This is a genomic window from Segeticoccus rhizosphaerae (assembly GCF_009192725.1).
Taxonomy (GTDB): Bacteria; Actinomycetota; Actinomycetes; order Actinomycetales; family Dermatophilaceae; genus Segeticoccus; species Segeticoccus rhizosphaerae.
This window is the reverse complement of sequence record NZ_VOHR01000352.1, coordinates 1-3650: the sequence shown is the minus strand read 5'-3', so window position 1 is coordinate 3650 and position 3650 is coordinate 1. Positions and strand designations below refer to the sequence as shown.

Sequence of the window (3650 nt, the reverse complement as noted above, 5' to 3'; positions counted from 1 at the left end):
CTTCGGCCTGGCGCGCGCCATCCCGGTGCGCGGCGTTTGCAGCCTCGACGCCCTGGCGCACGCCGCCAGCCGCTCCGAGGAGCCGCCGCCGAGTCCCTTCCTGGTCGCGACGGACGCCCGCCGCAAGGAGGTCTACTGGGCGGAGTATGACGTGACTCCGGTCGGCGTCGAACGCCGCGACGACCCGGCGGTGACCCGGCCCGGTGACCTGCCGCAGTGGGTGCGCGAACGGTCGTGTGTCGGGCGCGGACCCGTGCTTTATCCGGAGGCGTTCGGTGCGCACTTGCCGCCGCTCGACGTGTCGGCCGCGGCGCTGGCCGAGCTCGCGGTGCAGCGAATGCGCTCCGGTGGTGAGCTGCTCGAGCCGGAGCCGCTCTACCTGCGGCGTCCCGACGCCCAGCCGGTCTCCAAGACCAGTGCGGCCTCGTCGTGACGCTGCGCGAGGTGCGCTGGCAGGACATCCCGGCCCTGGCCGAGCTGGAACGGTCGCTGTTCGGCGCGGAGGCGTGGTCCGAGCCGACCTGGTGGGCGGAGCTGGCGCAGCGACCACGCCGCTCCTACACGGCGCTCGCCACGGGCGACGTCATCACGGCCTACGGCGGTCTCGACCACGGGGGTGAGGTGGCGGACATCATGACGGTCGCAGTGGCGCCCGGACAGCAGGGCCGCGGGACCGGGACCAGGGTCGTGCGGCACCTGATGGCCGAGGCGAGGGAGCGCGGCGCCCGGCACCTCATGCTGGAGGTGCGCGCCGACAACCTGCCGGCGCAGCGGCTCTACGAGCGAATGGGCTTCGGGCTCGTGCGGACCCGACGCCGCTACTACCAGCCCGACGACGTCGACGCCCTCGTCATGCGCGTAGACCTCGAGCGCGGAGCGGCGACGCCGGGAGCCGCGACCGAGAACGCAGCCGCGACCAAGGAGAACAGGCATGAGTGACGAGCCGCTGGTCCTCGGGATCGAGACCTCGTGCGACGAGACGGGTGTCGGCATCGTGCGCGGCGAGAGGCTGCTCGTCGACGCCGTGGCCAGCAGCGTCGAGCAGCACGCGCGGTTCGGCGGGGTCGTGCCCGAGGTCGCCAGCAGGGCGCACCTGGAGGCGATGGTCCCCACCATCGAACGAGCCTGCCGGGAGGCGCGAGTCCGGCTCGAGGACCTCGATGCCCTCGCCGTGACGTCCGGTCCGGGCCTGGCGGGGGCGCTGCTGGTGGGAGTGGCGTCGGCCAAGTCGCTGGCCGTGGCACTCGGCACCCCGCTCTACGGCGTCAACCACCTCGCCGCCCACGTGGCGGTCGACGTCGTCGAGCACGGGCCGCTGCCCGAGCCGGCGATGGCCCTGCTGGTCTCCGGCGGCCACTCCAGCCTGCTGCTCGTGCCGGACGTGACCCGCGACGTGCGTTCTCTCGGCAGCACCCTCGACGACGCAGCGGGCGAGGCGTTCGACAAGGTCGCGCGCGTGCTGGGGCTGCCCTTCCCCGGTGGCCCGCACGTGGATCGCCTGGCACGAGAAGGCGGTTCGGTGACCATTGACTTTCCGCGAGGTCTCACCTCGGGTCGCGACATGGAACGCCACCGTTTCGACTTCTCCTTCTCGGGGCTCAAGACCGCGGTCGCGCGGTGGGTGCGGGCGCGGGAGGAGAGCGGTGAACCGGTGCCCATCGCCGACGTGGCCGCGAGCTTCCAGGAGGCCGTGGTCGACGTGCTCACCCGCAAGGCGGTGCTGGCCTGTCGGGAGAACGGGGTCGACGACCTCATGGTTGGCGGTGGCGTGGCCGCCAACTCGCGGTTGCGGGCGATGGCTCTGGAGCGCTGCGAGGCCGCGGGGATCCGCCTGCGCGTGCCGCGACCGGGTCTGTGCACCGACAACGGTGCCATGGTCGCGTCGCTCGGCGCGCAGATGGTCAGCCGCGGACGGTCTGCCTCCCGGCTCGACCTGCCGGCCGACTCCTCGATGCCGGTGACCGTGGTCCAGGCGTGACGGTCCGGTGTGGCGGTCCCGTCGTGATGGTGCAGGCGTGATGGTGCGGCCGGTAGTCCTCGACGTGGACACCGGCGTGGACGACGCGATGGCACTGCTGCTCGCGGCACGCCACCCTGCGCTGGACCTGAGAGCGGTGACCTGCGTCGGAGGCAACGCATCCGTGGACGACGTGGTGAGCAACACGGCCCTGGTGCTACACACCTGCGGACGACCCGACATTCCGGTGGCCCGTGGTGCGGAGCGGCCCCTGCTGGAGCCGCCGCAGGAGGCACGGCACGTCCACGGCCGCGACGGGATGGCGGACCTGGGCTGGGTGCGGCCCGACGTGCCGCCGGACCCTCGACACGCCGTGGAGCTGTTGCGAGATCTGTTGCGGGAGGCGGCAGCCCGTGACCCGTCGCAACGAATCACGTTGCTGCCGTTGGGACCACTCACGAACATCGCGCTCCTGATGCGGACCTGGCCGGACGCGGCGGCGGGTCTGGCCGAGATCGTCTTCATGGGCGGTGCCGCGCAGACCGGCAACGCCACCGCGTCCGCGGAGTTCAACGTCTGGCACGACCCCGAGGCGGCCGCGATAGTGCTGGAGAGCGCGGCCGAGCTCGGGGTGCCGGTGCGGATGTACGGCCTCGATGTGTTCTACGACGTGCGAGTCGGCCTGGACCGGGCGCGTGAGCTCGTGGCCGTCGGCGGTCGTGGACCGGTCGAGCTGGCGGGGAGGCTGCTCGAGTTCAGCTGTGCCCGTTTCCAGGCCGCCGACGCGACGATCGGGGACGCCGGCGCGGTCTGCGCCGTGATCGACCCCGAAGGACTGTCGACCCGGAGGCTGCCGGTGCGCGTCGAGCTGACCGGCACGTGGTCGCGAGGTCGTACCGTCGTGGACCGCAGGGACTGGGCCGGAGATCTGTCCCACGACCCGCACGGGGTCGCGCCGGCGGTCGTCGAGGTCGCGCTCGAGGTCGACGGCGGGCGTTACGCCGACCTGTGGCTGTCCACCGTGGCGGGGGAGCACCGCGTCGCGGAGCAGTAGCCCAACGCTCGGTGCTCGGTGCTCGGTGCTCGGTGCTCGGTGCCCGGTGCTCGGTGCCCGGTGCTCGACGCTCGGTGCCCGAGCTGTGCCACAGTGACCGCACAGTCGAAGAGGGAGCGCGGATGGGCCGGGTCGTGGTGGTGGGATCGCTGAACGTCGACCGGGTGACGCGCGTGGACCGGCACCCCGGGCCGGGGGAGACGGTTTTGGGCGAGGCTGGCGGGACCTTCGCCGGAGGCAAGGGCGCCAACCAGGCCGTGGCGGCCCGTGAGGCGGGGGCGGAGGTCGCGATGATCGGCTGCGTCGGCCGCGACGCCGACGGTGACGCCTACCGCGCCCGGTTGTCGGCCCTCGGCGTCGAGGTGTCCGGGGTGCGGTCCCTGCCCGGGGTTCCGACCGGCACGGCGCACGTCGTCGTCGACGCGATGGGCGAGAACGCGATCATCGTGGTGCCGGGCGCCAACGGCGGGCTGTCGTCCGGGGACCTCGCGCCCCTGGACCGGCTGTCACGCCGCGACGTCGTGCTGCTGCAGCTCGAGGTCCCCCTGCGGGTCGTGGACGAGGCCGTCCGCCGGGCCGTGGCGGCCGGCGCGCGGGTGGTGCTGAACCTCGCGCCGTATGCCCAGCTGCCGGCTCCCG

Annotated in this window: 5 protein-coding genes; all 5 read left to right on the top strand. The window is 73.2% G+C overall.

The genetic code is table 11. The annotated features are described in order from the left end of the window. The coding region (gene tsaB, locus FRW57_RS18840) for a tRNA (adenosine(37)-N6)-threonylcarbamoyltransferase complex dimerization subunit type 1 TsaB (protein ID WP_152186742.1) at positions 1–433 on the top strand (433 nt) is incomplete at its 5' end. After that, positions 430–939 carry a ribosomal protein S18-alanine N-acetyltransferase gene (gene rimI / locus FRW57_RS18835; protein WP_238384454.1) on the top strand — a complete coding sequence of 170 codons (510 nt, stop codon included), beginning with the start codon at positions 430–432 and terminating at the stop codon, positions 937–939. The genes tsaB and rimI, both read left to right, overlap by 4 nt. Next, positions 932–1978, top strand: coding sequence for a tRNA (adenosine(37)-N6)-threonylcarbamoyltransferase complex transferase subunit TsaD (tsaD, locus tag FRW57_RS18830; protein ID WP_137119844.1), 1047 nt, complete (start codon positions 932–934; stop codon positions 1976–1978). The genes rimI and tsaD overlap by 8 nt, the downstream gene beginning before the upstream one ends. A 40-nt stretch (positions 1979–2018) precedes the next feature. Continuing rightward, on the top strand, positions 2019–3011 hold the full coding sequence (locus tag FRW57_RS18825; RefSeq protein ID WP_137119843.1) for a nucleoside hydrolase: 993 nt from the start codon (positions 2019–2021) through the stop codon (positions 3009–3011). A 122-nt stretch (positions 3012–3133) separates the two neighbouring features. Next, positions 3134–3650, top strand: a 517-nt coding sequence (locus tag FRW57_RS18820; protein WP_238999487.1) for a PfkB family carbohydrate kinase, incomplete at its 3' end; no start/stop codon positions are given.

Bases quoted from the DNA above. Each gene is read 5' to 3' on its own strand.
- tsaD (WP_137119844.1), top strand. From the start codon at position 932: ATGAGTGACGAGCCGCTGGTCCTCGGGATCGAGACCTCGTGCGACGAG.
- FRW57_RS18825 (WP_137119843.1), top strand. From the start codon at position 2,019: ATGGTGCGGCCGGTAGTCCTCGACGTGGACACCGGCGTGGACGACGCG.